At 69.3% G+C, this 25,715-nt stretch carries 20 protein-coding genes, 2 pseudogenes and 1 CRISPR repeat array; of the genes and pseudogenes, 10 read left to right on the top strand and 12 right to left on the bottom strand.

What is annotated here, in order from left to right; genetic code table 11:
* Positions 1 to 520 precede the first annotated feature (520 nt).
* Together GA0070618_RS11140 and GA0070618_RS11135 are read left to right on the top strand one after the other, a co-directional pair.
* Positions 521 to 841 (top strand): helix-turn-helix domain-containing protein, encoded by a 321-nt coding sequence (locus GA0070618_RS11140; RefSeq protein WP_088981567.1) that lies wholly within the window; start codon positions 521 to 523, stop codon positions 839 to 841.
* Positions 842 to 1,278: 437 nt separating this feature from the next.
* Positions 1,279 to 1,482, top strand: coding sequence for a cold-shock protein (locus GA0070618_RS11135; protein ID WP_088981566.1), 204 nt, complete (start codon positions 1,279 to 1,281; stop codon positions 1,480 to 1,482).
* Positions 1,483 to 1,668: 186 nt separating this feature from the next.
* Here the strand turns inward: GA0070618_RS11135 and GA0070618_RS34650 are convergent, their stop codons facing one another.
* From GA0070618_RS34650 to GA0070618_RS35635, 4 genes and pseudogenes are all read right to left on the bottom strand, one after another.
* Complete coding sequence (locus GA0070618_RS34650) at positions 1,669 to 1,992, bottom strand: hypothetical protein (RefSeq protein ID WP_231931698.1); 324 nt, start codon at positions 1,990 to 1,992, stop codon at positions 1,669 to 1,671.
* A 49-nt stretch (positions 1,993 to 2,041) separates the two neighbouring features.
* Positions 2,042 to 2,884, bottom strand: coding sequence for a hypothetical protein (locus GA0070618_RS11120; protein WP_088981565.1), 843 nt, complete (start codon positions 2,882 to 2,884; stop codon positions 2,042 to 2,044).
* A 274-nt stretch (positions 2,885 to 3,158) separates the two neighbouring features.
* Positions 3,159 to 3,809, bottom strand: a pseudogene (locus GA0070618_RS11115) (transposase); the annotation flags it as partial.
* Between the two features lie 59 nt (positions 3,810 to 3,868).
* Positions 3,869 to 4,339: pseudogene (locus GA0070618_RS35635) on the bottom strand (pectate lyase family protein); the annotation flags it as partial.
* Between the two features lie 822 nt (positions 4,340 to 5,161).
* Here GA0070618_RS35635 and GA0070618_RS11105 point away from each other — a divergent pair.
* Positions 5,162 to 8,155, top strand: coding sequence for a discoidin domain-containing protein (locus tag GA0070618_RS11105; protein ID WP_088981563.1), 2,994 nt, complete (start codon positions 5,162 to 5,164; stop codon positions 8,153 to 8,155).
* Positions 8,156 to 8,195: 40 nt separating this feature from the next.
* Here GA0070618_RS11105 and GA0070618_RS33425 read toward each other — a convergent pair whose 3' ends face one another.
* Both GA0070618_RS33425 and GA0070618_RS11100 read right to left on the bottom strand, forming a co-directional pair.
* Positions 8,196 to 8,366 carry a hypothetical protein gene (locus tag GA0070618_RS33425; RefSeq protein WP_157748936.1) on the bottom strand — a complete coding sequence of 57 codons (171 nt, stop codon included), beginning with the start codon at positions 8,364 to 8,366 and terminating at the stop codon, positions 8,196 to 8,198.
* Positions 8,367 to 9,020: 654 nt separating this feature from the next.
* Positions 9,021 to 9,866, bottom strand: coding sequence for a MerR family transcriptional regulator (locus GA0070618_RS11100; protein ID WP_197701746.1), 846 nt, complete (start codon positions 9,864 to 9,866; stop codon positions 9,021 to 9,023).
* A gap of 448 nt (positions 9,867 to 10,314) precedes the next feature.
* On the opposite strand from GA0070618_RS11100, the gene GA0070618_RS35500 reads away from it, so the two are divergent.
* Positions 10,315 to 10,857, top strand: coding sequence for a tyrosine-type recombinase/integrase (locus tag GA0070618_RS35500; protein ID WP_414467575.1), 543 nt, complete (start codon positions 10,315 to 10,317; stop codon positions 10,855 to 10,857).
* 493 nt (positions 10,858 to 11,350) lie between these two features.
* On the opposite strand, the gene GA0070618_RS34645 is transcribed toward GA0070618_RS35500, so the two are convergent.
* Positions 11,351 to 12,457: an ArsR/SmtB family transcription factor gene (locus GA0070618_RS34645; RefSeq protein ID WP_231931696.1), complete on the bottom strand. Its 1,107-nt coding sequence runs from the start codon at positions 12,455 to 12,457 to the stop codon at positions 11,351 to 11,353.
* An 80-nt stretch (positions 12,458 to 12,537) separates the two neighbouring features.
* Here GA0070618_RS34645 and GA0070618_RS11080 point away from each other — a divergent pair, with 80 nt between their 5' ends.
* Together GA0070618_RS11080 and GA0070618_RS11075 are read left to right on the top strand one after the other, a co-directional pair.
* Positions 12,538 to 13,776 carry an MFS transporter gene (locus GA0070618_RS11080; protein ID WP_088981561.1) on the top strand — a complete coding sequence of 413 codons (1,239 nt, stop codon included), beginning with the start codon at positions 12,538 to 12,540 and terminating at the stop codon, positions 13,774 to 13,776.
* A gap of 309 nt (positions 13,777 to 14,085) precedes the next feature.
* Positions 14,086 to 14,457 carry a hypothetical protein gene (locus GA0070618_RS11075; RefSeq protein ID WP_143740558.1) on the top strand — a complete coding sequence of 124 codons (372 nt, stop codon included), beginning with the start codon at positions 14,086 to 14,088 and terminating at the stop codon, positions 14,455 to 14,457.
* Positions 14,458 to 14,546: 89 nt separating this feature from the next.
* Here the strand turns inward: GA0070618_RS11075 and GA0070618_RS11070 are convergent, their stop codons facing one another.
* Positions 14,547 to 15,584, bottom strand: a complete 1,038-nt coding sequence (locus GA0070618_RS11070; RefSeq protein ID WP_088981559.1) for a CU044_5270 family protein — start codon at positions 15,582 to 15,584, stop codon at positions 14,547 to 14,549.
* Positions 15,585 to 15,586: 2 nt separating this feature from the next.
* On the bottom strand, positions 15,587 to 16,135 hold the full coding sequence (locus GA0070618_RS11065) for an RNA polymerase sigma factor (RefSeq protein ID WP_088981558.1): 549 nt from the start codon (positions 16,133 to 16,135) through the stop codon (positions 15,587 to 15,589).
* A 669-nt stretch (positions 16,136 to 16,804) separates the two neighbouring features.
* Positions 16,805 to 17,808: direct repeats of the CRISPR family, unit length 37 nt; unit sequence GTTGCGATCCTCGCCCGGCGCGGTGGCCGGGCGCAGC.
* A 181-nt stretch (positions 17,809 to 17,989) separates the two neighbouring features.
* On the opposite strand from GA0070618_RS11065, the gene GA0070618_RS11060 reads away from it, so the two are divergent.
* A complete protein-coding gene (locus tag GA0070618_RS11060; RefSeq protein ID WP_269148483.1) occupies positions 17,990 to 19,828 on the top strand; it encodes an IS481 family transposase in 1,839 nt (612 codons plus the stop codon).
* On the opposite strand, the gene GA0070618_RS11055 is transcribed toward GA0070618_RS11060, so the two are convergent.
* Together GA0070618_RS11055 and GA0070618_RS11050 are read right to left on the bottom strand one after the other, a co-directional pair.
* Complete coding sequence (locus GA0070618_RS11055) at positions 19,737 to 20,162, bottom strand: hypothetical protein (protein WP_088981557.1); 426 nt, start codon at positions 20,160 to 20,162, stop codon at positions 19,737 to 19,739. The two genes, GA0070618_RS11060 and GA0070618_RS11055, sit on opposite strands and share 92 nt — an antisense overlap.
* A gap of 151 nt (positions 20,163 to 20,313) precedes the next feature.
* Complete coding sequence (locus GA0070618_RS11050; protein ID WP_088981556.1) at positions 20,314 to 21,141, bottom strand: tetratricopeptide repeat protein; 828 nt, start codon at positions 21,139 to 21,141, stop codon at positions 20,314 to 20,316.
* Positions 21,142 to 21,220: 79 nt separating this feature from the next.
* On the opposite strand from GA0070618_RS11050, the gene GA0070618_RS11045 reads away from it, so the two are divergent.
* From GA0070618_RS11045 to GA0070618_RS11035, 3 genes are all read left to right on the top strand, one after another.
* Positions 21,221 to 22,507: an IS256 family transposase gene (locus GA0070618_RS11045; RefSeq protein WP_088981555.1), complete on the top strand. Its 1,287-nt coding sequence runs from the start codon at positions 21,221 to 21,223 to the stop codon at positions 22,505 to 22,507.
* Positions 22,508 to 22,849: 342 nt separating this feature from the next.
* Complete coding sequence (locus tag GA0070618_RS33420; protein WP_157748934.1) at positions 22,850 to 23,446, top strand: hypothetical protein; 597 nt, start codon at positions 22,850 to 22,852, stop codon at positions 23,444 to 23,446.
* Positions 23,447 to 23,515: 69 nt separating this feature from the next.
* Positions 23,516 to 23,719 carry a hypothetical protein gene (locus GA0070618_RS11035; RefSeq protein WP_088981553.1) on the top strand — a complete coding sequence of 68 codons (204 nt, stop codon included), beginning with the start codon at positions 23,516 to 23,518 and terminating at the stop codon, positions 23,717 to 23,719.
* Between the two features lie 1,441 nt (positions 23,720 to 25,160).
* On the opposite strand, the gene GA0070618_RS11030 is transcribed toward GA0070618_RS11035, so the two are convergent.
* Positions 25,161 to 25,562: a hypothetical protein gene (locus tag GA0070618_RS11030; RefSeq protein ID WP_088981552.1), complete on the bottom strand. Its 402-nt coding sequence runs from the start codon at positions 25,560 to 25,562 to the stop codon at positions 25,161 to 25,163.
* Between the last annotated feature and the right edge of the window lie 153 nt (positions 25,563 to 25,715).

Here is a 25,715-nt window from a genome sequence, read left to right as displayed (position 1 = left end):
GACGGAACAGGCCGAGCGCCCAAATAGAGCCCGGAACCTTTCGTGGCTCGCTCGGCACTGCGGTGGAACCGCATCACCGCACAAGCAAGACAAGGTAAGTGCACGTGAAGACCTTGACGTAACTCCAGGTCAGGGCAGCCGCAGGCAGGGCCGATGCAGGTTCGGGGCTCCGCCTGATGCAGGAAAGATCCGCCGCACGTGTGCGGGGCCGTGAAGTTGCGTGGGCTCCGACACCGGCGGGCAGCACCACTGGCAATGGAAGTAGAGGAAAGGGAGGGCTGGACGCCGTTGGATCGCCCGCCGTCAGGACGTAGTCCGAGTCCTGCGGTGGACACCGTAGTCCCACCGAATGTGAGGTGGTATCCGGTCACGCTTACGCGATCCTCGCACCCCATGTCGCTGATAGCGGCACGGTGCGGAAACGAGAACCCGACGAACCTGTCGGTAAATGGTGTATTCAACCCGTAACCCCGGGCCCCGGCGCTTCCTGCGCCGGGGCCCTCGTCACGGAGAGGTATGTATGGCCCAACCCGACGACATGCTCAACGACGACGACTACCCCGCCTACACCATGGGCCGCGCCGCAGAGATCGTGGGCACCTCGCAGGACTTCCTGCGCCGCCTCGACGAGGCGAAACTCATCACCCCGTTCCGCTCCGCCGGCGGACACCGCCGCTACTCCCGCTACCAACTACGCCTGGCCGCACGAGCCCGGGAGATGGTCGACCACGGCACCGCCCTCGAAGCCGCCTGCCGGATCATCATCCTCGAAGACCAGCTCGAAGAAGCCCTCCAGCACAACCGGAACCCCCAGCGCCGCCAGCAAGCCGGCACCGCCTGACCCACGCCTCACGGTCCTTCTCCACCTTTGAGAGGGACCGTTTGTCGTATCCGGCTCCCCCGCCGGCCCGCAAGGAAGGAGTTTCCTGACAGCCCATCGAGGCGGGCACGCGACGCGGTGCTGACACAGCACACACCCGTGGCCAGCACACCGGACAACGCCGGCCGGGCCGATGAGCCGCAGCGGGATTCCGGGCGTCGGGCTGATGCTGTGACAGGGACCACGCACCAGGGTGCTGACCCGCACTGCCATATTCTGTGCTACGGTTACCCAGTTGCAGTTTTGATTTCCGTAGACGTTTCCGGCGCCTGATGGGGTTATCTGAAACCCATCCAGGCGCTTTTTCGTTTGGCGTGTCGGTTCCGGCGCGGGGTGATCAACGCGGCGGCGGAAGGGTCCGCGCAGTGCGGCCTCTAACAGCCTCCAAAGGAGCAGACATGGCTACAGGCACCGTGAAGTGGTTCAACGGCGACAAGGGCTTCGGTTTCATCACCCAGGACGGCGGCGGCGCCGACGTCTTCGCCCACTTCTCCGCGATCTCGGCGAGCGGTTTCCGCAGCCTCGATGAGAACCAGCGGGTGGAGTTCGACATCACCCAGGGCCAGAAGGGCCTGCAGGCGGAGAACATCCGCTCGCTCTGATACGCAGTTTTGCGAACGGCGGCCCGACTGGTTCAGCGAGCCGCCGTTCGGCGTTCTCCTACGCCACCGGGACCTGCACACCGCTGGAAGCCACGGCAAGGCCTCTCACCGCCGACCACTGGCATCGGCGAACCTACGGTTGAGTAACATCGCTCAACGCCGACGGCTTCCGGCCGTGTGGATCCGTCAGCACCGTCCATGGCTGTAGAGGGGCAGGCCCAGCAGGACGGTGTCGGCCTGCTTCACCTCGGCCATTAGCTGCTCGGTCAGCCGCCAGAATCGACGCTGGTCGGGGGTGTGCTGGTCGGCCGGCACCATCCGGGCCAGGCCGCCTGCCTCGTTGAGGTGCGGCACGGGTCGATCAAGATGGAGCGCCGCTCCGGCGCACTGCTGGAGTACCTGGCCCGGCGGATGCGCCTGCGGTCGGAGTCGGTGCTGGCGCCGCTCGGCCTGCGCCTGCGGCATCTGGTCGCGCTCACCGTGCTGCGGGATGCGGGCGCTCGGCGGCATCTTGATGATCGAGGCGTATCCGGGATCGCTGTCTGCGGCCGGAGGCGGCTCACCGCGGGCTGGTCGGCGATGGACAGGTGCTCCCGGCGTAGGCAAAGAGGGAGTCCGCCACATCCGCCCGGATCGATCTGCGCCGAAACATCGAGTCGGCGTTGACGATCGGGGCCGAGGACAACGGGTCCGGGTACACCGGGCAGGCGTTGATGTGGTCGAGTAGCCACACCCGTTGCCCGCTCGGGCCGGTGCCGTGGCTGAAGGACAGGCTCAGGGCGGTAGTGCCGATGTACCGCGGCACCGGGGCCTCCCCCGGTGTCCGGGTCAGGCAGGACGGGGTCGTCTCGACCACCCGGACGTCGATCACCGTGACGCCGCCCGACGCGGCGCTCACCCGCACCGTCGAGCGTTGCGGAAGCACCTCGATGCGCTGCGGGTCGTCCCAGAAGCCCAGCGGTGGCCCGGAAGCTTCCGGCGTGGGCGTGGGCGTGGCGGTCGGCAGCACCGCCTGGCAGGACCGGACCGCCCGGTTCGCCGCGCGGAGAGCGGCGGCGTGGTCGTCGTCCCGGTGCAGCGCGCTGAGGTACGGCCCGACATCCCCACCGGGCACCTGGGCACCGAGCAGGACGAACAGCCGGTCCAGGTAGGCGTCGACCAACGCCGGGCCCGGGCGAACCTCGTCGGCCGGTATCGAGAGCAGGTGCCGCAGCCCCACCGGACAACGGCTGGCGAAGGCCGGCATGTTGATCACCATGGCCGCGGCGGAAACCGGGTCGTTGCACGCTCGTTCGAACAGGGCCCGCTCGTCCTGGCGCCGCTGCTGCTCCAGCGAATCGGACCGCCGCTCGATGTACCAGGTGGCCGTCGATGCCAGAAGGAGGAGGGCCGCCGTAAGCATGGCGGTGACCGAGCGGGCGGGCCGGCCTAGCGGCCGATCGCCGCGGGGACCGGGCGGGGCGTCTCCGGCGTCGGCCGTGCGGCCTGTGTCATCCATGCCCCGGCACCCCCTCACGACTGCGCCCAGAGTAGCCGGGGCCCGCGACCGGGGCCGCTGCCCAGCGAGCCCCGGCCATCCACGTCGGATCTCACAGCGTGACGCCGACGCCGTCTCCAGCGGCAGCCAGGAGGGCCTCGCCGTCCATCCCACGGCGCAGAGCGTGTACCGCAGGGCAGTACTCGCGTGGTCCGTGCGCGCCGGCGCCGGCCGAGAGCCGGCACCAGGCCCGAGCAGGTAGGGCGACGATCATCTGGTCGGCTCGGGCAGTGCCCATGGTGGTGGTGATCATGCCGTCGTTGCGGCGGGCCGCGACCACATACGCCGCCTCCCGGTGCTCCAGCCAGACCGGCAGGGACTTCGACTGCCCGTAGGCCTCGTCCATGGTCAACCACCCGGCCGGCACCCCCGCGTCGAGGGCGCGGGCGAGCATGGTGCGGGCCATCTGCACCTTCGTGGCGAACTTCACCTCCTTCGGGCTCCCGGCGGTCCGGCACCGGTCCCGGAGCACTGGCGCTGCAACCCGGCCGACCGTGGTGCCCTCCTTCAAGAAACCGGTGTCATCGACGATCAGCACCTCGGCTGGGTCGCCGAGATGCTCGACCACATGTTCACGCACGGGGGGTCCTACAGTTTGCCGGCACCGGCGCCGGCGGTCACCAGGGCTGGGACGTCCTGGCAGGGCTGCAGTTGGTAGGTGTAGGGGACGGGTTTGACGCTGCCGCCCGTCTGCGGCGTGCCGGAGTTGGCAAAGCAGTTGTTGCGGGACACGAGGTTGCCGGTGGTACCGCCGCCTCCGCTGAGCTGGAACGGTACGGGGACGTCTTGGAAGTAGTTGCCTTCCACAAGGATGCCGGCGTCAGAGGTGGATCGGACGCCGTACTTGCTGATGTTGCGGTAGTAGTTGTTGTAGACGTGCACCGGGTTGCCGAAGCGTACCCACGGGTTGCGTTCGACGGTGCCGTCGAAGAAGTTGTGGTGGTAGGTGATGTTCAACCGGCCGCTGTCCTGCGCACCGTTTTCGGCGCTGGCGCCTGCCAGCATGTTCTTGCCGTGGGTGCTGTGGTTCCACGAGACGGTGACGAACGACGAGCCGCGCTTGACGTCGGCCGCACCGTCGAAGCCGCCGACGAAGGTGTTGTGGTCGATCCACACGTGGTGGGAGAACATCTGGACGTTGACCGCGTCGTCGGCCCAGTCGTCGAACGTCAGGTTCTGGATGATGACGTTGTGGACCCGGTTGGCCGGCGGCGAGGTGACATCGTCGTTCGCTCCCAGCCCGATGTTCAGCCCGCCACCGGTGAATCCGGAGTGGGCGCCGAGCCCGACGATGGTCTTGTCCGAGGTCACGTTGTGCATCGGACCGGGCAACGCAATCATGCCGTCGACTTTGATGATCAGCGGACCGGTCCGCGCGATCGCGGCGAGGAACTCACTCGCGGTGTTCACCGTCACCGTCGGGCCGCCGGCGCCACCGGTGGTGCCGTTCTGGCCCCAGCCCGACACGGCGGCGAAGCCGGTCGGCGTACCCACTGCGCCTGTCGTCTGCGGCGTCGCGGTCCCTGCCGCGGAACGCGGGATAGGCGTCGCGCCCACGGCCGGAGCGAGAGGCACGATCGCCGCGACGATCAGCGCGGCCGCCCCGATGGACAGTGCGCGCCGCGGTCGTCGGCCGTTCACCCTCGGGTGTCTCATTGATGATCCTCCTCCGTGGTGCGGAATCCTGCCCGGGAAGAAGCCAGGGACCTGCGGAAGCGCCCACCAGCCCGGTGCCGGGCTGCTAGGTAAGCGCTTTCCTATGGAAGCATGGATGCTCCTGCCACTCAACACCATCGATAGAGCGGGGTCACCCGGCCGAGTCGATGCCCCCTGGGCGCCATCGGCCTCAACCGCGACCCAGCCGGCGGGGAACCCCTCGGTCAAGGCGCCGGACGTCGCTGCAGCAAACGTCACCGGCGGCAACGCTGCCACTCGCTGGGGCTCCGAGTACTCAGACCCGCAGTGGATCAGAGTGGATCTCGGCGGTACCGGCCAACCCCCCGATACGGCTATTCGCTGTGGTCTGTCGAGGTGCATTCGGCCTGAGAACGAGCACTCGGCTACCGCCGCCGAAAAGATTTCCCTTCATGAAAGTTTCCTAACTATTGACTTGTGCAAGTACTTTTGGAGAGAGTGCCGTCTATGCTCACCCGTAGAGCCCTGCTTGCTCTGGCCGGTGCCGCCGGCGGCGCCCTTGCCCTGCCCGTTCCCGCATCCGCCCTGGACGTGAGTCTGGCCGCGGACCCGGTCGCGGACGAGTATCACCGCCTGCTGCTCGTGCACACCCGGTGGGTGCAGCAGCAGTGGGACCCGGCGATCGGCGCGTACCGGGCCGCGGATTTCCGGTTCGCTGCCGTCCTCGGCAACGCCGTGCTGCTCACCACCGACGGCTACGACGCCGGTCTGGCCGGTGTCGACGCGGCCGTCCTGCGCGGGCAAACGCTCGCCACGATCACCCGGTTCGCCGCGACGAACCGGCTCGCCGGTGGCACCGAATGGGGCCGACGGCTGTTCTGGGACTCGACGTTCGAGTTGTACTTCGTGCTCGCCGCCCGGCTGCTGTGGGCGGAGCTAGACGCCGCCACCCGGTCGAACGTCGACGCGATCGCACGCGGGCAGGCCGCCTACGCGTACGGGCTGGGCACCGGCAACGACCCGCTCAGCGGCTCCTGGACCCCGAACGGCAGCGCCGGCGGGTACCGCGGCGACACCAAACTCGAGGAGATGGGCGTCTACGCGCAGGCCATCGCGCCCGGCCTGGCGTGGGCTCCGGCCGGTGACGCCGAGGCGAGCCGCTGGCAGGAGCGGTTCGTGTTCTGGGCGGCCAACGCCAGCGGGCTGCCCGCCGCCGACCGCGCCAACCCGGCCGTGATCGACGGCCGCCCGGTCAGCGCCTGGAACGTCGCGCACAACCTGCACGACACGTTCGTGGTGGAGAACCACGAGTCGGTGAACCCGCACTACCAGGCCGAACTGTGGCGCACCGCCGGGCGGGCCGCCGCGCACTTCCTCGCCGCCGGCCGGCCGTTGCCCCAGGTGCTGACCCGCCAGCCCAACGGGCGGGAACTGTGGGCAACCCTGCGGCTGTTGGCCAGCGACGCCGGCGAGCCGGTCATGCCGATGATCGCCGACCGCTACCACCTGTACGGCCGGGATGTGCTACCTCTGGCGTTCCTCGCCCAGGTCCAGGGCGACCGGCACGCCGCCCGCGCCGAGGCGGACCTGGCGGCGCGGCTGATGCCCTACCTGCGGTACGCGCCGGAAAACCGGCTCACGAAGTTCAGCGGCGAGGAGAAGTACGAGCCGGAGGCCCGCGCCGAGCTTGCCATCGCGTACCTGTTCCACCGCTGGCGGACAACGCCGGTACAGCCGGTGACCAGCGCCGAGTTCTTCGCCGCCGCCGCCGGAACCCGGTTCTTCGGCACAGCCGTCGGCCTGACCGCGCACCAGAGCACCACCGGCTTCGCCGCCGCCGTCACCAAACCCGGTCAGGTCCGGTTCCTGTGGCAGCCCGGCCACGACAACTGGCTGATCGACACCCGGGCACCCGCATTCCTGCCCGCACAGACCGCGCCGCCGATGCGGCAGTGGACGGCCGCCTACACCGCCGCCCGCGACGGCGTCGACTCCACCGCCACCGTGCTGCAGACCGCCGCCGGGTGGGCCGGATACGCCACCCTCCCGACCGGCACCGTCGTCTACAGCGGCCCCGGCCCGTCGTCGCTGACCCTGTTCAACCTGACCATGCCCGGCGTCCCCGGCCTCGACGGCTCCCGGACCTTCACCGGCCCGGCAGGCACCGTGACACCCCCTGCCGGGCTCGGTGACGGCGGCACCGACAGGATCACCTTCACCGCCCGCAGCGCCAGACACGTCCGGTTCCTCGGCCAGTCCGCGTCCGGGCAGTACGGCTACTCCCTGTTCGCCTTCGAGGCGTTCGACGCCACCGGCACCGACCGGGCTCGCGGCCGTGCCGTCACCGCGTCGTCGGCCGACCCGGCCTATCCGGCCACGAACGCTGTAGACGGCAACGCCACCACTCGCTGGGCGGTCTCCCGCGACGAGCGCAGCCGCACCGACAGCTGGCTCGCCGTCGACCTCGGCGCTACCGTCCAGCTCACCGGCGTCACTCTCACCTGGGAGGCCGCGTACGCCACCTCGTACCTCGTGCAGACCTCGACCAACGGCACCACCTGGACCACCGCGGTCGCCGCGCCCTCGACCGCGACACTGGGCGCCTGGGCCAGCGTCGACGGCCGCGCCGGCCTTGTCACGCACGGCGCCACCGGCCCGATCACTGCGTCACCGACGCGGATCACCATCCCGCCCGCCACCCTCATCGAGGGCTACAGCGATGCCGGAACGGACCTGGCCGCCGCGGCGGCCAGGCGGCTACCCACCGGCGGGCCGGCCACCCTGCGCGTCAGCGACGCCGACGGGTACCTCACCTTGCTCAACCTTTCCCCCACTGCCGTCAACGGCGCGGTCCTGACCCTGCCGCGCGGCGACCGGCTCTACCGCGGGGTGTCCGTTGCCCGCGCCGACGGCGGCCTGGACCTGACCGCTTCGGTACCCGCCGGCGGCGGCGCCGTACGGCCCGCCCGGTTCACCGTGACCGGCCGCGCACCGACCGGCGCCCGATTCTCGGTCGCCGATTCGCACAACGTCACGGTCACCGCACCGGCAGGTGCCGCCATCGACGTTCGCCTGACCGCCGGGTCCTGGTCGGCGCAGGCGCAGGTACCCGCAGGCGCGACCCGGAGTTTCACCAAGCCGGTCAACGGGCCGGTCACCCCCACCACCGACCTGGCTCGCGGCCGCACCACCTTCCCCACCTCGCCGCTACCCGCAGGCATGGGCGAACCGTCGCACGCCGTCGACGGCAACCCTGGTACCTCCTGGCGCCCCGGCCCGAACGGGCGGATGGTCGTGGATCTGGGCGCGTCACGCGCCGTCGCGGCCGTGTCGCTGGCCTGGACCAGCGGCACCCGCCGTGCCGTGCGCGTCGAGACTTCGACCGACGGCGCCACCTACAGCATCTTCAGCGGGCCGTTGTCCGCGCGGTACATCGCGGTGGCTGTGCCCGGCTGGACCACCGGCGACGCGGAGATCGTCGAGTTGTCCGTCACCGCGTAGCCCGCATCCCCCCGAGCCTTCATGACAGCACGAGCACCCGTCACGCACGAAAGGAACCCATAAGAAAGCGTCTCCTGGCGGCCGACGCGGCCACGAGCGTCGCCACGGCCGCCATGATCGCGGCCGTCACCCCCGTGACGACCGACGGCGCGCCCGCCGCCGCATGCCAGCCGGCGTACGTTGCCGGCGCAATCAACGCCGCCAGCGTCAAGGCCTCGTACGGTGGTGATGGTGGCGTAGTCGGGATGCTCGCGGAACGCCTGGGTGCTCGTGTCGGCGAGGTCGTCGACGTCGGTGGCTGCGGCGTTGAACCACCGCTAGGAGTGCGAGGAGCGAGACGGCCCCTTCGGGCCCAGCCGACGATAGCGGCCTTGCCTAATTTCGCGGTCACATACGGGCAAAGGGCCCCACGAGCAACCGATAGCGCACCGAACGTGCCGATCGTCCGCTTCGCGTTAGCAGCTGGCCGGCCTGTAACGGCTACGCGAGCGGTTCGCCGCCTACCACCCCCAGGGTGGCGGCGTACCCCGACAGCGGCAACCCGTGGCGCAGCGAATCCGCAATGGTCGACGACCAGCAGTTGATCTGGACGAACACCAGCCCAGGCCGGCGGACCCAGCCGGACCCGCCAGGACGGACAGAATTTCGTCTCACGAGCACCCACCGAGCACCCAAACGTCCACGAGGGACGGAAAAGCAAAGGGGCCCGACCCGCGTCTCGCACTCTGCTAGCCAAAAGGGATAGCCCTGCGCCGAGATCGCTCCGCCCGGCCGGCAGGATGCCAAGTCAGGAGATGTCCGGCCTCAGGGGGTCACTTCAACGTACAGCTAGTTCGGATGTCACTCGCGGTTATGGTCCGGGCGATCAATCGTCTGCGAAGTGTGCATCGGCGAGGAGTTGTGCCGTGCGTTCCATGCAGCGTTTCCGGGCGGAAGACAAGTCGTAGGGCATCTTGGTGACTGATTCGAAGGCGCTCATTTGGGTATCCTTCTCTTCTGTCAAGTCGGCGTCGTAGATCTCGAAGAGCTTCTCCTCGGCCGCGTCCAGCCCGGCTGCCTCGACTGCCCGCTCGAGGGCCATTTGGTGGGCGCATCGCTGTACGGCGAGTTCTTCCACGCGCGGGTCCTCGGGCTCCACTCTGTCGTCCAGAGCCGCCTCGGCCGCGTCAAGACGGTCCTGCTCCGCCCGCAGGTCAGGGTGGGTGGCAAGCACGATGAACACGCTGGCCTGGATCGCGGCGCCCAGCGGGCCGAAGACGCGTTCCGTGACCAGCAGCGCGTCCAGGTCGGCGGTGCGTAGTGTGCCCGGGGGCAGGTGGCCGAGCCGGTCTGTGACCAGTTCGGAGAGCAGTCCCAGCGGGCTGCCCACGGCTTGGAGACGCTGGATGGCCGCGCGTTGGCGTTTGATACCGGCCTCCTGGGCAGCCAGGGTCTCCTCCAATCGGCCCAGCACCTCCCCGATGTCCCGGGTTTCCTCGAAGGCGGCCCGCATGTCGTCAAGGCTGATGCCGGCCTCCGCCATCTTGCGGATCCACAGCAGGCGGATCATGTCGTCGTAGCCATAGCGGCGGCGACCGTCCACGCCCCGCTCGGGCTCCGGCAGCAGACCGATCTGGTGGTAGTGGCGAATGGCGCGCGGCGTGGTCCCAACGAAGACGGCGGCATCACCGATCTTGACCTGCCGGGGAGGCATGACGGAGGAGTACGTCACAGGCGGAGCCTTTCGTGCTGGGGTGCCTTCGAGGAGACCACATGCCGCTACGGCAGGTGCAACAACACCACCCGGAGCTCACGAACAACCGGGCATCGACCACCGTCGAGGCGTATCAAGAGCGACCCCCGCCTCCGGCAGCACAGCGCAACTATCGACCGCCAGACAGCTCCACTATGACTTCGGCGCCGGCCAGGTCCTGCCGACGCCAGGTGCGGTAATCGTTGGTTCACTGCGGGCTCAGCCTTGTGTTGGCCGCCCGTGGCAGGCCCGGCGGACGAGCCCAGCAACTGCTGCGACGCCGGCACGAAGTCACCGGCAGGCCGCAGGTACAGCAGCGGAAGCACCCCGGCCACGACCACTGCTCTCACGTCCAGCCCTCCCCGTTGCCCGCTCCCACCCACGCCGGCCGGGTGACTGCGTTCTCACCACCTGAACCGACACCCTGATGACGAGCGTCGGTGACGAGGGGAGCGAGACGATGAGCAGCGCAGGGGTGGTCTTCAAGCGGTGCGGGTGCCGGGACGCCAGCCGACGGCGACTTGAGCAGTCGTGTCCCCGGCTGGCCGAGCGGGGGCATGGCAGCTGGTACTTCCACTGCTCCGCCACGAACCTGCTCGGCCGTCGGGAACGCGTCCGCCGTGGCGGCTACGCCACCACCCGCTTCCGCAAACTCGTCCAACGCACCGAACTACCACCCGTACGGCTGCACGACCTGCGCCACGGCGCCGCGTCCCTCGCCCATCAAGCCGGCGCGGACCTGAAAACCCTGCAAGACCTGCTCGGCCACTCCAGCATCGTGATCACCGCCGACACCTACACCAGCGTCCTGCCCCAGGTACAGCGACACTGCGCCGGCGCCACCGCACACCTCGTCCTCACCGCAGCCCGCCGCACCCGCAAGAAGATCAAGACCAAGGCCCGGAAGAACCGCTCCACCCGCCGGCCAAAACAGCTGCCCCCGCCCCGGCCGCTCCAGCCGCAGCCCTAAACCAGCAGGTCAGAGCATCAAGACGCGGAGAAAACACATCAAAGACGGCGGCACCCACATCGCACCCACGTGACACCCACCGTCCACACCGCCCAGACAACACAAGGGGTCCAACCCGCGTTTCCGCAGGTCAGACCCCTTGTGATCTTGCGCGCCCGAAGGGACTCGAACCCCTAACCTTCTGATCCGTAGTCAGCCGTCCGGAGAGCACACGTCTCCTTAAATCACTTTACCCAAGCTCGTCCGATTGTCTATCCGCAAATCCGGGCTGGTCCGGCTGTATACCGGCAGGTCCTAGCCCAGTGCAGGCGCCGGGAGGCGCGGTGGCATCCCTGACCAAAGCCGCCTACGGCCCGAATTCCGGAGGGGTCCCCAGGTGTCCGGGTCGATACACCGACGTCCGAGCACCCACGGAGCACCACCCCTGCGGCAGACGGAGCGCCCCGTCGCCCGGGTTCGACCTGCCCGCCGAACTCGGGCGGCACGCTCACACTTAGGTCCGCGTCGACGGATCGTAGTCATCGCAGCCGTTGCGGCACGGATGCAGCTTGCCCTTGGCCGCTGTGGCCGGACGTACCACCGGATCATCGGCCCCCTGGTTGATTCTGCTGGCGGATCTCTGCGATAGGAGCGCGACTGCAAGCGGTGTCTGGCTGTAGAGCACTTCACGGCCGCGGCGTCTGGCGGTGACGAGGCCGGCGTCACGGAGAACGGCGAGGTGTTGCGAGACGGTTGCCGGGGCGAGGCCCACCCGTTGGGCCAAGCCGCCGGTTGTGCTGGGGATGAGGGTTTCGGCCAGCACGGATACGCGCCCAGCGCCGAGGAGTCGCACGATCGCGGGTGGCTGTGTGGCGGGCTCCCAGAGCTGCGCTGCGCCGAGCATCGGATACACCAGCGCCGGGACAGTCACGGAACTGTCGTCGGTGGGGCCGATCCCGAGATTCGGCCACCCGAAAACGGTCGGGACGAGAACGAGGCCGCGGCTGCGCAGATCCACGGCTCCCCGCCGGAAGCCGGTGAGGTGCAGCTCGTCGTTCCTCCACGTTGCCCGCGGGTGCAGATCCGCGAACAGCCGCTCCAGGCCGCCATCGGCCAGCTGCCGAGACCGGGCGGTGATGTCCGCGTCGAGCAGGCCGCGCATCCGGCGCCAGAGCGGCGCGACCAGCGCCTGCCAGGCGAGTCGCTGTTGCGCGACCAGCATGTCCCGGGCGATGACGGGGTCGCCGGTGAGTGCGCGGTAGACGTCGGCGGGCACGGTGCGGGGGTCGAGGCGACGAGCGTGCTCGGCGAGCTCCGCGGCGACGACGCGGGGATCGGTCGCCCGAACCTGGGCGAGATCGTCCTCAATGGTTGTGCGCGGGCCGGTCGGGCTCGGCCACAGGAAGTCGGGCCCGTGGCCGCGGCTCGGCGCGGCGACGTTCAGCAGAGCCAGGTCGAGCCCGGCGACAACGTGCCGGACATCGCGCAGCCACGTCAGGTACCAACCATGGCGACCCGGACTCTTCAACATCAGCAGTGCCGTCATCGTTTCCAGCAGCGGCGAGACCGCAAACCGGCACCGAGCTGCGTCACTGCGGCCGAACCTCAACACCAGCGTCATATCGCGGATGACCATACGCCCGGATTCGGCGTACGCCGAATCTCAGCGAGCCAGGGTCCACTGGCCGCACTCTGACGGCCATGGTCGAATCGCCGCCGTCAACCGTCGGACCCACGTCCCGGACTAGCCTCCTGCGCGGCAACCCGGCATTCCGCTCGCTGTGCGCATCACGGGCGGTGTCGCTCATCGGTGACGGGATCGCCACGACGGCGCTCGTTCTGCTCGTCGCTCCACGAGACGGGGCGGCGGGGGTGGGTGTCCTGCTCCTCGCGAACGCGCTGCCCAAACTCGGCGGACCGCTGGCCGGAGCCCACGCCGACCGGGTCCAGACGCGACGGCTGCTCATCGGCTGTGACCTGGCCTCGGCGCTGGTGATCGGACTGATCGCGGTCGCCCTGCCGCCCCTGCCGGTGCTGGTCGCACTCGTCGCAGTCGCCGGGATCCTGGCCACCATCCGAAACCCGGCCGGTCGCAGCCTGGTCCCGGTCCTGGTCGAGCTACCCGACCGCGCGCCGGCCAACGCCGTGTTTGGGCTCACCCGAACCCTTACCCTCACTGTCGGCCCGGGGTTGGCCGGCATACTGGCGGCCGCTCCGGGCGGTTTCCACACGGCGCTGGCCGTCGACGCCGCGACCTTCGTCGTATCAGCCCTGCTGCACACCGGACTCCCCGCGATCGCACCGGTCCGCGACCCCGCAGCGGTCACCGGAATATGGGCCGAGACAATCGAGGGACTGCGCTATATAACGGCGCACCGGCAGATCCTAGTGCTGGTACTCAGCCTCTTCCTGCTCGTGGCCTTCGCTGCGGTGGATAACGTGGCGCTGGTCTTCCTCACCGGCGATGTCCTCCACACCGGCCCGACCGGCTATGGCCTGGCATCCAGCGCGTTCGGCGTTGGGATGCTGCTAGCCTCGCTCGCCAGTGTCCGGCTGGCCCGCGGGCGCTCACCTATCGCGTTGTTGATCGTCGCCGTCGTGGCCACCGGAGCGGGCACCGTCGTCAACGGCCTGGCACCAGTACTTGCCGTCGTCGTCGCGGCACAGCTGATCGCCGGCGCCGGCAATGCCGTGGAGAACATCGGTTACGACACCATCGTCCAAAATCTCGTGCCGCGCCCGTTCATCGGCCGGGTGTTCGGCACCATGGGGACTGCCGCACAGCTGGGAGCCGCTTTCGCCTACGCGGCTGGCAGCTTCCTGGTTGGCCTGATCGGCGCCCGTGCCACCTTTCTCGTGGCCGGTGTGGGGACGTTCGCGGTCCTGCTCCTGCTCGTGCCCGTGCTCGGCCGCCAGCCCCGTGGCGATACGCCTACATGAGCTCCCGTCGCTGGTGTGACCGGACTGGGTCCGGTCACACCAGCCAGGAGGTCGGAGCACCCACGGAGCAACCCCGAGCAGCCCGATCAGGGGCACGGACGAAGCATGGCCTTCGGGCACATGTCGCCCCAATACTTCCCGGGCGAGTCCGCTGGCGATACCCATGCACCCGGCCCGACAACGCCGCACCTGCCGCCCCCGCCCCAGTCGTCGCGGAATTGGCCTTGGAGCCTGCTGGCCTTGGCTATCCGACTGTCAGACGCGCGACCGATCAAGCGAGGGCGCGCAGGCCCGCGATAGCCTCCATACATGAAGAATCATCGATCGTTTGTCCACCGGTCGTTCGGCATGGCCGCCGTGACGGCGGCCGTCGCGGCCGGCGCCCTGGTCCCCGCCCCGGCGTCGGCTGCGGTGCCACCGCGCATCTGCGAGGTCGTCGTCACCGCGGCCGGTGACGGCCAGGCGGTCCGCAGCGCGCCAGGGTTCGCCAGCGCGCCGCTCTACACGATGAGCACCGGGAACAGCTTTTCGCTCTGGGGCACCGGCATAACCTTGGACAACGTGAACTGGAAGCCTCTGACTTACAACGGCTCCACCCCGGTCCAGGAGTGGGTACCCGTCATCAACGTCATCACCGGCCTGCGATACGTCGACAACATCTTCTGCGACCGGGGCGTCTGACCGCACCCGGCCACCGCCCGGCGGCGCCCGCGCCGCCGGACGTGCCCGCTGTCAACGGCGTCGACAAGGACCACCCCACCCGTTCCGCATCATCGGGGCATCGGTGCGTACTCGGCGACCAGGTACGACCGGTAGGAGATCACTGCGGGGATCGTCACGTTCAGTTTCCCCGCCGTTGTGGTCAGCATTTCCTCGTATCCCAGCAGCGCACCGGAGTGTGGATCGACGATCACCGTGTACTGGGCAGGCAGGCCGTGAGCGCTCGACGTAATCGAGAACGCCTCTCCGACGCGTCCGGCCCGGTCAGTGACGGTCCCCGTCGCCGTAATGCCCGGTAGGTCGGCCAGCAGTCTGAGCACCGCCGCACGCTGCGCCGGGTTCAGCAGCCGCACGCCCGCGAGCTCGGCGACATCCTCCAGATACTGCACCGGCGCCTCGTGCGCGGACGCACCTGCGGTCAGCCATCCGCGCAGTTCGGCGACGTCCGTGGGCACCGCGCCCTGGAAGCGGCTGTAGAACCCGCCAGCCGCGAAGTCCCGCGTCTCCTGCGATGAGTCGACCCGGCTGCCCCGCCGCTGCCACTCACGCCGGTCAGCGTCCGACCGGAACGTCGGGGGCAGTTCCTTCTTAACCATGCGGCCGGCGCCGTCGTCGCTGCGCCAGGAGCGCCACTCCTGCGGTACGACAGCCGATGTCGCCCGACCGCCCGAGATTGACGAGTTCAGGAACCAGTTCGCCGACTCCAGGTGCTCCACCGTCCCTGCCGGTCGATCGAGCGCCGGCTGTGCCGCCGCCACAGCGGCCAGACGCCGCAACCTGGAGCCGGCCGGTTCCGCGTTCGCCGATTGCCTGTAGGTGAGGAGCGCGGGGGTGGCCGCGTACGCGGGCTGCGGCTCTCGAAGCGTCTCCACCGCTACCCCGCCAGCAGCCACCATCAGGACCGCCGCTGCGGCGACCCCCCACACGAGGCGCCGCCGCGAACCTGCCTGCCTGGCAGCACGCAGGGACTGGTCGGAGGCGAGGATGCGGGCCAGGTCCCGCGCGCGCCGCTCGTCATCCGCAGGCTGGATGCCCTGCGCCGGATCCAGACCGCTCAACAGTTGACGCACCTCGTTGACGGCGTTCATCTCTATCCACCCCAATCCGACATCGACGGAACCGTCCGCGGCACCCGCTGCGTACCTTCACCAGCCGCCCCTAGTTGTGCCCGAAGCCGTCGCCGGGCCCGCATCAGCCGCATCGCGCAGGTCGCCCGCGACTGTCCGAGGACGACCGCAGCCTCGGCAGCGGTCAGCCGTTCCCAGGCCACCAGGCGTAGAACCTCCTGGTCGGCGTCAGGTAGCCGGCTGAACGCGACCGCGATGTCATGCTGGCTGACCACCTCGTCCGCGTGATCCACCGTCACCGACCGGTCCGGCTCCGCCGCGACCCGCAGCGTCAACTCCTGCCATCGCCGTCGGCCTCTGGCCTCGTTCGCCAGCACCAGCCGGGCCACCCCGTACAACCATGGCAATGCCGACCCGGACGGAACATCACTCAGACGTCGCCACGCCACCAGGAAGACCTCAGCGACGACATCGCCGACGTCAGACCCGACGACCCGCCGAGCCACGTACCGCCACACGTCCCCGTGATGGCGTCCGTACAGCTCGGTGAACTGCTTCTCCGCGACGTCCATGGCACCTCCTACCGTGCTTATGTCCGGCACGACCCCGACCGTCACACCCAGCAACGAACAAATCACCCGAAAGTGCGGCCGGGTCACACCGACGCTCGCAGGAGGTACCTGGCACAGGCGTGGCTGGGAAGCGTCCGCAGGCTCCGTGTCACTGCTTGCAGAACCCGACGTCCCTTCCGACCCGGTCCCGGACCAAGGTCCAATCCCGGACCACGGGGCCGGACCGAAGCCTTTTATTCGCACCGAATGACTCGTAGTCGGCCGAATACGTGAACCGGCGCGGAAAACGATTTTTACCCAGACTCCCTGCGTCAGGGTGTGACCACCATCGACAAAGGGAGAAAAGCGATGAGAAGCTACGGCGCGATCGTGAAGCGGTGCGGCTGCCTGGACCCGGTAACCCGCCGAACGCTGGGCAAGACCTGTGCGAAGTTGCCGGAGCGTGACCATGGAAGTTGGTACTTTCACTGCTCCACGCGGAATCTGCTCGGACAGGCGGAACGGGTACGCCGAGGTGGCTACGCGTCGGAAGCGGCGGCGCGGGAGGCTCGGGACGAACTCCTGCTCCTTTCACGCGAGCAGCAGGCCGGCCGGTCGTGGACGACCGCCCGGTGGTTGCGGTACTGGCTGTCGACCAGGACCCGGATCCGACCGACGACGAAGATGCACTACACGTTCCTCGCCCGGCGCGGTGGCCGGACGCAGCGGGTGGGTCCGTACTCCATGGGTACCTCCAGGTACGACGTTGCGATCCTCGCCCGGCGCGGTGGCCGGGCGCAGCATCGGGCCGGGCATCGCGCCCGGTCAGGTGATGTAGCCGTTGCGATCCTCGCCCGGCGCGGTGGCCGGGCGCAGCAGCTCCGGCGACGCGACCAGGTCCACCGTCACCGCACTGTTGCGATCCTCGCCCGGCGCGGTGGCCGGGCGCAGCACGCGATTGGGTCGTCGCCCTCGCCGTACGACTGCTCGCCGTTGCGATCCTCGCCCGGCGCGGTGGCCGGGCGCAGCACGGTCGGGTCATCGCCGGGCCGGTAGCGAATGACAGCGTTGCGATCCTCGCCCGGCGCGGTGGCCGGGCGCAGCGTGCGCTCCACGATCGGCGGCGTGGTCTGCATGGGCGTGTTGCGATCCTCGCCCGGCGCGGTGGCCGGGCGCAGCCCGTTCCGGTCCGGCTTCAACGCCATTGCCCGCCTGTGGTTGCGATCCTCGCCCGGCGCGGTGGCCGGGCGCAGCCTTCATCGTCCACCTGAACGGCCCCAGCTCCAGGGGGTTGCGATCCTCGCCCGGCGCGGTGGCCGGGCGCAGCGTCCAACTTCGCCGGCGGACTCACGTTCGGGCTGGAGTTGCGATCCTCGCCCGGCGCGGTGGCCGGGCGCAGCTGCTCGTCGACGGCCCCCCGCCCGGCCCGACGCCCGAGGTTGCGATCCTCGCCCGGCGCGGTGGCCGGGCGCAGCCCGGACTTCGCCGCCGACCTGGTCGCCACGGCGGCGTTGCGATCCTCGCCCGGCGCGGTGGCCGGGCGCAGCGTTGAAGGAGTCGAGCAGCCACGGCACCGCCATGTAGTTGCGATCCTCGCCCGGCGCGGTGGCCGGGCGCAGCGCGTAGACGGTCACCGCGACGATGGGGGCGTCGACGTGTTGCGATCCTCGCCCGGCGCGGTGGCCGGGCGCAGCGTGTGGATGTGTCGCGCCACGCCGGCGGCAACCGAGTTGCGATCCTCGCCCGGTGTCCTACGCCGGTTGATGCTTGACACGGCGGCCTCGGTTGACGTTTGACACCTGGTCGGCCTGGTGCTCGTTGCGTCTGTAACTCAGGCGGGAGGAGCACCGGGTGAGGCTTGCGGAGTTAAGCGTTATGGAGCAGCGGTTTCACGCCGTGATGGAGTGCTTGGGTGGGACGCCGAAGACGGAGGTCGCCGCCCGGTATGGGGTGTCGCGGCAGACGATTCACAACTGGCTGGCCCGGTATGCCGCCGAGGGCGTCAAGGGCTTGGAGGACCGGTCGCATCGTCCGCATGTCTGCCCGCACCGGGTTGACGCCGCGACGGAGGCGTTGGTGTGTGAGCTGCGGCGGGATCATCCGCGGTGGGGTCCGCGGCGGTTGCGGTTCGAGGCGGGTCGTCGCGGGGTGACTCCACCACCGGCTCGGGCGACGGTGTATCGGATCCTGCGGCGCAATAACCTGGTGCTGGCGGTGCCTCGTAAGCGTCGGCGGGAGGACTATCGACGGTGGGAACGGCCGGAGCCGATGGAGTTGTGGCAGATGGACATCGTCGGTGGTGTCCTGCTCGCTGACGGCACCGAGGCGAAGGTGGTCACTGGTCTGGATGACCACTCCCGCTATTGCGTGATCGCCACGGTGGTGCGTCGGGCCACCGGCCGGGCCGTGTGTGCCGCGTTCGCTGCTGCTCTGGCCCGGTTCGGGGTGCCGGGTGAGGTGCTGACCGACAACGGCAAGCAGTTCACCGGCCGGTTCACCAAGCCCCGTCCGGGTGAGGTGTTGTTCGAGCGGATGTGCCGGGAGAACGGCATCGTGGCCCGCAACACCAAGCCTCGTTCCCCGACTACCACGGGGAAGGTGGAACGGTTTCACCAGAGCCTGCAGGGTGAATGCCTGGACGGGCGGGTGTTCGCCACCCTGGAGGAGGCCCAGGCCGCGGTGGACGCGTTCGTCGCCGAATACAACCACGACCGGCCGCACCAGGGCATCGATGACGCCTTCCCCGCCGACCGGTTTCATCGCCCCACCGGCGAACTGGTGCGCTCCGCCGCAGAGGGCCTGCCGCTGCGTTTGCCGGCCGGGCTGCTACCCGCCGTGCCGCCGGCTCAGAGAACGCCACCCGCCGTCGTGGTCGACGCCGCATCGGTGACCGTGTCCACCGCTCGTCCGCAGCCGGTGCAGTTGGTTCGGGTCGTGCCGCCGTCGGGGAACCTGACCGTCGCTCAGCAGCAGGTGTGGCTCGGCCCCGGCCTCGCCGGCACCCCGGTGACGATCTGGGTCGACACCGACCGGCTGCACGTCCTGACCGCCGACGGCGCCCGCATCAAGTCCAGCCCGTCCCGACTGTCCCAACGTGACCTGACCCGGTTGCTGGCCGACGGCGGTATCCCCGCCGGTCTACCGCCACTACCGCCGGCTGAGACGCAGACCACCGCCGTCGAAGTCGACCGGGTCGTTAACGCCTGCGGCGGCATCAGCATCAGCGGCCGACAGATCAGCGTCGGCATGCCGCTTGCCGGTCAACGCGTCCGGGTCCGCCTCGACGGCATCCTCCTGCACGTCATCGACAACGCCGGGCAACTGCGCCGCACCCTGCGCTGCCCACTCCCGCCCACCGCCTGCGCCCGCATCCGCGACGCCCGCCCAGCATCCGCAATCCCGCCACCAGCGGCCACCCCGAGCGCGGAACGAGTCGTATCCATCAACGGCAGCATCCAAGTCGCCGGACAGAGAATCCAAGTCGGCAAGGTCCATGCCCGCAAGGTGGTCTCCGTCGTTCTCGACGAGCACACCGTCACCGTCTACGACGCCACCAGCCCGATCAACGCCGTCCCTCGGCGCAGCACCACCGGTCTGACCCGCACCAAAGCCCACCACCACATCAGGGCCTCGGACACCCACCGGGCGGCTCCAGGGATTCACCCCGGCGTGCCCGATCCCACTCGGCCTGGTACTCGGCGGGCAGATCACTGATCGGTACCCAGGACAACGCCCACCGCGTCAGCTTGAGCAGCTCGGCGGAGCTCACGTCCGGCAACGCGGCGAAGTCACCGGGGAGCACGTCGAGGGGGAAGTGCTCCACGCTGCCATCCAGGCGGTGCGCGAGAACAAGGGTGCGGTAGCAGGGCTGCGGGCTGGGCTCGAACAGGATCGCCCGCATGATCGCCGCACGGCTGTGCTCGACGTGCTCGGTGATCCAGTCGGCGCGCCGACCGACGCCGAGATGCAGGTCCCTCGCCCGCTGCGCGAGTGCGACCAGCTCAGCCTTACCCAGCCTCTTGATCTCGCGTGGCAGATCTCGGGTCACGCCGGGAGGCTAACCCCTACGATCGATCCCAGCACCAGGGCACGGCCTAATCGATCACGACCAGGCGTCAAGCATCCTCCGACGCCGTTCCGTCAAGCATCATGCGGGACCAGACACGGCGACGCCGGCATTTGGTTCGGCTGTGGATGGGCTACCTCTCGGTCTGCTCGCCATCACCACGCTCAGCGAACAGAAGCCCCAGGTTGAAAACCGCCCCGGTGTCGCCGGCGTCGGCAGCCCGCCGGAACCACTGCTCCGCCTCCTCGCCATCACCACGCTTCGCAAGCAGAACCCCCAGGTTGCTCATCGCCCCGGTGTCGCCGGCATCGATGGCCCGCCGGTACCACTGCTCCGCCTCCTCCTGGCGACCACGCCCGGCGAACAGAACCCCCAAGTTGAACATCGCCCCGATGTGGCCGGCGTCGGCAGCCCGCCGGTACCACTGCTCCGCCTCCTCCTGGCGACCACGCCCGGCGAACAGAACCCCCAAGTTGAACATCGCCTCGGTGTCGCCGGCGTCGGCAGCCCGCCAGAACCACTGCTCCGCCTCCTCGCCCTCACCACGCTCAACGAACAGAAGCCCCAGGTTGAAAACCGCCCCGGTGTGGCCGGCGTCGGCAGCCTGCCGGTACCACTGCTCCGCCTCCTCGCCATCACCACGCTCAGCAAGCAGAACCCCCAGGTTGCTCATCGCCTCGGTGTCGCCGGCGTCGGCAGCCCGCCAGAACCACTGCTCCGCCTCCTCGCCATCACCACGCTCAGCAAGCAGAACCCCCAGGTTGAACATCGCCCCGATGTGGCCGGCATCGATGGCCCGCCGGTACCACTGCTCCGCCTCCTTCTGGCGACCACGCCCGGCGAACAGAACCCCCAGGTTGAACACCGCCCCGATGTGGCCGGCATCGATGGCCCGCCGGAACCACTGCTCCGCCTCCTCACCATCACCACGCTCGGCAAGCAGAACCCCCAGGTTGAACATCGCGGTGTCGGGTCTGTGGATCTAACGGTGTTTCCGGCCTGACCCATCGGGCGTTGTGCCTGGTGAGGAGGGTGCCGTGATGACCGCGACATCGAACGATGTAAGCCCGAGGAAGGCTAAGGCTGATCAGTCGGCCGAGGCGAAGGCCGCTGCCGACCTGGTGCGAGCCGCGAAGGAGCAAGGGCTGTCGCTGACCGGCCCGGACGGCCTGTTGAAGCAGTTGACGAAGACGGTTCTGGAGACCGCGCTCAACGAGGAGATGACCGAGCACCTCGGTTACGAGAAGCATGACTCGGCCGGTGCGGGGTCGGGCAACATCCGCAACGGCAGCCGGCCGAAGACGGTGCTGACCGACGCCAGCGGGCCGGTGGAGATCAACGTGCCACGGGATCGGGCCGGCACGTTCGAGCCCCGGATCGTGCGGAAGCGGCAGCGGCGCCTGTCAGGGGTCGACGAGGTCGTGTTGTCGTTGTATGCCAAGGGTTTGACGACCGGGGAGATCTCGGCGCACTTTGCGGAGATCTATGGGGCGTCGGTGTCGAAGGAGACGATCTCCCGGATCACCGACAAGGTCATCGAGGAGATGGTCGACTGGTCCCACCGGCCGTTGGACGAGATCTACGCGGCGGTGTTCATCGACGCGATCGTGGTCAAGGTGCGTGACGGGCAGGTCGCGAACCGGCCGTTCTACGCCGCGATCGGGGTCACCCTTGACGGCGAGAAGGACATCCTCGGCCTGTGGGCGGGCACGGGCGGTGAGGGCGCGAAGTTCTGGATGAGCGTGCTGACCGACCTGCGTAACCGGGGTGTGAAGGACGTGTTCTTTCTGGTCTGCGACGGCCTCAAGGGCCTGCCCGAGGTCGTGACGAACGTGTGGCCCCGCACGGTGGTGCAGACCTGCGTGATCCATCTGATCCGCAACACGTTCCGGTTGACCTCCCGCAGGTACTGGGACGAACTGAAGCGTGACATCAAACCGATTTACACGGCGGTCAACGCCACTGCCGCGAGGGCGGCGTTCGACGACCTGGCGGAGAAGTGGGGCGGCCGGTATCCGGCGGTGATCCGGTTGTGGGACAACGCCTGGGCCGAGTTCATCCCGTTCCTCGACTACGACCTGGAGATCCGCAAGGTCATCTGCTCGACCAACGCGATCGAGTCGTTGAACGCCCGCTACCGGCGGGCCGTGAAGGCCCGCGGCCACTTCCCGAACGAGCAGGCCGCGTTGAAGTGTCTGTACCTGGTGACCCGGTCCCTGGATCCCACCGGAGCCGGCAGGACCCGATGGACGATGCGTTGGAAACCCGCGTTGAACGCCTTCGCCATCACCTTCAGCGACCGCTTCCCGGCCGCTGAAACCTACTAACCAAGATCGCCGGAAACACCGTTGGCGAGACAGCCCCCCGGTGTCGCCGGCGTCGGCTGCAGTGCGCCATGCGTGGTCGGCGATGTCTGCCCGTTGGGTGTCATAGGCCCGCGTGCCGATGGCGGCGGCTTGGCGGGGGGTGGCGATGGCGAGCAGGGTGGTCCAGACCTGGTCGGGGACCTGGGTGGTGGCGAGGGGGCCTTGGCCAGTGGCGGTGCGGTCGAGCAGGTAGTCGGAAACGGTGTAGGTGTCGTTGTCGTTGGGCAGGAGGCAGGAACTGGCACTCAGAACACGTTCGCACGCCCATTCGAGTCCTTGAGTGACGGCGGGTAGGTCGGCGCGGTGTCTCCAGGCGGGCGACAGGTAGGGGCGGTAGAGCTTGGCCAGGATGTCGCGGGGGACGGGGGCGGTGTAGCCGGCGCGGCGGCACTCCACCCCTGCACTGATAAGGGCCTGTCCGACCTCGAACAGGGGGCCGTCTCCAACGGACCAGCGGCGCATCATCGCCGGCCCGGCGGCAAGGTATTCGGCGAACCCGACTCCGGCGGTCAGCGCAGCGGTGATCCGGTCGTCGCCGGTGGCCTCGGCGTCGGCGCGTTCGGAGTCGGTGAGGTGCTGGCCGACGGGGATGCGGCGGCGGCCACGGATCTGGGCCACCAGTTTCGCGGCGGCCTCGTCCACGCCGGCCGTGGTGAGTTCGGTGCCGTCGCGGCCTCGGGTGGCGGCGTGGTCGAGGCGAGAGAGTTCCTCGTCGCGGATAGTGGCTACTACCACCACATCAGCCCGACCCGTGGGGCACAGGCGTTGGAGCAGCGCTTGGTCGACGCCTCCGGGTGTGAGGAAGCGTTCCAGGTCGTCGAGCCACACGACGGCGTTGCTGATTGGGTAACCGGAGTCGATCAGTTCCCGCAGTGCGCCGGGGTGCGCCGGGATGAGTAGCTGGTGGTAAAGGCGTAGTTCGCGGATGGCCTCAAACGCGCTGCGGCTCTTACCGGCGGCTGCCTTACCGTGCAGCAGCACGATCCCGCCTTCGGCGATGGCCCATCGCAGGTCGTCGTCACCGGTGCGGGAGACGTAGGAAGGAAGGTCGCGGTCGTGGCCATCGATGGTGTCGATGGCGGGTTTGACGCCCAGATCCAGCGGATCGACCTGCTTCACCAGCGGCGGCTGTCCGTTGTCGCGAAGGTGCAACAGGCACCCAGGAGGCACTGAGTCGGCCGGACGAATCGTGTCGGGTTTCCTGCCTGGTCGTGTCGTGCGCCAGCTGGCTATCAGCCCGGCCGCTCCAAGGAGTCCGAAACTGATGCTGGTGATCTTCTCGGCCCGGTCCAGACCTTGTTTCACCAGGAAGTACACCACCGGCACGGCTACCGCGACCGCTGAGACCACCACCACGACCCAGCGACCCCATCGCCGCACCGACATGAAAGCCACACGTCATTCTGAAGGCGACCGGCAAGAAACGGCGCTGCCCGGGGCGTCTGATGGGCCGCTACCCGGCTCGTGGCACCTGGTGCCGGTGTTCTCACCCCCGCCTGTCAGGGCCGTTCAGAGCCGCCGTGACAGATCGGTGTGAGCCGGCCGGACAGCCAGACACCCTCCAGGTCGGGAGGGCTCCTCGTCTCCCCTGGGGGCGCACCGGCCGACCCGGAACCGTCCGGATTTCGGCAGCCTTCCCTGGAGTCACGGGGGCCGCAGAGTTGTCACGTCTTGTGGGTCGTCAAACGCCCCGTCAGACCCCGACACCCGCGCGCGTTTGGCCGGTGTTCGGACCACATACGGCAGTGCAGCGTTCCGGCGGCGTACTTCAGTCCCCGGTTCCTCGGGCGTCCGCGCGCAGGGGCCGCTACGGAAACTCCGGAAATCCCGGTCCCAAAGTTTTCTAACCCGTACGGACAGCGGCACCCCGACCTTCCCGGTGGCCGCCGGAGCACCCGGGGAGGGGACCGGCCCCCGGGGTCCGTGAGCACCAGGCCCTCGCGCACGCGCGCGTAAGCCCCTCGCGAAACTCGCGAAACTCCGTCCACGGTGCCCGATCAGGGCGGGTGTCAGCGGTCCGATCACGAGACCGATCAGCGGGTGCCCGAGGTCGTGTCGTGGTGACACGTCAGCCGGTTCCCGGCCCGTCGGGGAGAGAAAACGAGGGCTGCCTTCCCTGGGGCCTCCCGCCGTCTCCCCACGGACTTCACCCCCGGGGTGCCGGTCGCCCCGTTTCCTCGAGCGGGCCGCCGTGGCGGCCGACGTACCCAGGAGGACGAGCTGCCCCCGCGCGCACGCGTTTTGCGGTTCGACCGGTCGCACCGGGGCCGCGGTGGCGGCGGCCAGCCCGGTCGCGCGCGCGTTTTTGTGGTCTGAACGTTCACACCGCAGGTCACGGCCTCGCGCGCGTGCGCGTAGGCGTGTCTCGAATGTCTCGGAACTCGACCGGCGGGTGCTCCCGGGTGGCCACCGGGAAGCGGGTTTCGTACAGGGGCCGAGGCGCTAACCCTCGCCGCTCCAGCAGCCCGGGGCAGGAGCGCTCCCCCACCCCGGGCCGCCTGCGGACTACGTGGTCGGTGCTCCCGAGGAAATCCATTCTGAGATCCGGTGCGCGCTGCTACCGCCGACGGTGCCGCCCGCGCACCACAGCGGGATCCGGACTTCCCTTCAGGGTCTACTGGCCGGCGTCTGGCTGCGCGTCGGCCAGGGCGCGCACCTCGTCGACGGGCACGCCGGTGAGGGTGGAGATCTCCGCGCTCGTCAGGGTGGCGACGAGCCGGCCGGGGTCGAGCAGGCCGCTCGGGTGTCCCGAGGCGGGCTGGGGGGCGAGCATCCGGGCGCGGTGCGCGGCCAAGCGGGCGGGGTCGGTCATCAGATCCAGCGCGGCAGCCACGTCCGGGGGTGGAGCGGGAAGCCGAGAGGCGATCCGGGCGACCAGGACGGCGGTGTGCCGGTAGGCGTCATTCATGCCCCACCGGTGCCCGTTGACGGCACCGGCCCGCATCGCGAGTTCGACGCAGTGGCCGGTGCCGCACGGGGAGCTGGTCGACGTCGCGGGGTCGGGGCGGGTGCTCACGGGGCGGCTCCGGTCGATCTCGGCGTGTGAGGGGAAGCGACCATGGTCGACCTCACCACACCCCTTGTCAATCGTTCAGGTGCCGGTCATACAGGGGACAGTTGTCTAGCCTCACGGCGTGGCGGAGAAGCTGTACGGGAAGGCGGAGCTGGT

Source organism: Micromonospora echinospora, assembly GCF_900091495.1.
Lineage (GTDB): Bacteria > Actinomycetota > Actinomycetes > Mycobacteriales > Micromonosporaceae > Micromonospora > Micromonospora echinospora.
The sequence above is the reverse complement of the archived record's forward strand: the minus strand, read 5'-3'. Positions and strand labels throughout refer to the sequence as shown.